Source organism: Paraburkholderia sp. J67, from assembly GCF_905220265.1.
Classification (GTDB): Bacteria; Pseudomonadota; Gammaproteobacteria; order Burkholderiales; family Burkholderiaceae; genus Paraburkholderia.
The window spans coordinates 1-1,044 of record NZ_CAJMZK010000081.1 but is presented as its reverse complement, the minus strand read 5'-3'; the positions used below and the strand labels follow the sequence as shown (position 1 = coordinate 1,044).

The window sequence follows — 1,044 nt, the reverse complement described above, 5'->3', positions numbered from 1 at the left end:
ACGCGCCGCGCGTCTGGGCGTGGCGACCACGCACGAAGGCGTGGAAGGACTCACGCGCCTGCCCGTGTTCAGCGAAATCGACTTCGTGTTCGACGCGACGTCGGCGGGTGCGCATGTGAAGAACGACGCGCTGCTGCGCAAGCTGAAGCCGTCGATTCGCGTGATTGATCTGACGCCTGCTGCGATTGGCCCATATTGCGTGCCCGTCGTGAATCTGGATGCGCATATCGACGCGCCCAACGTGAACATGGTCACGTGCGGCGGCCAGGCAACCATTCCGATCGTCGCAGCTGTTTCGCGCGTGGCGAAGGTGCATTACGCGGAAATCGTCGCATCGATCAGCAGCAAGTCGGCGGGGCCGGGCACGCGCGCGAATATCGACGAATTCACCGAGACGACTTCTAAGGCGATCGAAGCGGTGGGCGGCGCGGCGAAGGGCAAGGCCATCATCGTGCTCAATCCGGCCGAGCCGCCGGTGATGATGCGCGACACGGTGTACACGCTTTCGGCGCTGGCCGACCGTGATGCCGTCGAGCGTTCGATCGAAGAAACCGTGGCGAAAGTGCATGCGTATGTGCCCGGCTATCGCCTCAAGCAGAAAGTGCAGTTCGATGAAATTCCCGCGAGCGCGCCGCTGAACATTCCGGGCCTCGGCCAATTCAGCGGCCTGAAGACTTCGGTATTCCTCGAAGTGGAAGGCGCCGCGCACTATCTGCCCGCCTACGCAGGCAATCTCGACATCATGACTTCCGCCGCGCTCGCCACCGCCGAACGCATGGCGCAGACGCTCTTGAGCGTGCAAGGAGCGTAAAGCGATGAGCAAGAAACTCTATATCTCCGACGTCACGCTGCGCGACGGCAGCCACGCGATTCGTCATCAATACTCGATCCAGAACGTGCAGGACATCGCACGCGCGCTGGATCGCGCGAAAGTCGACAGCATCGAAGTCGCGCACGGCGACGGCTTGCAAGGTTCGAGCTTCAACTACGGTTTCGGTGCGCATAGCGACCTGGAGTGGATCGAAGCGGTCGCCGACGTGGTCG

General features: G+C 62.4%; 1 protein-coding gene and 1 pseudogene. Both read left to right on the top strand.

All coding sequences use genetic code 11. The features are described 5' to 3' along the window. Window positions 1-811 (top strand): acetaldehyde dehydrogenase (acetylating) (locus U5782_RS41250; protein WP_322049620.1); only part of this gene is annotated, 811 nt, incomplete at its 5' end. A gap of 4 nt (window positions 812-815) precedes the next feature. Further along, a pseudogene (locus U5782_RS41245) lies at window positions 816-1,044 on the top strand (4-hydroxy-2-oxovalerate aldolase); the annotation flags it as partial.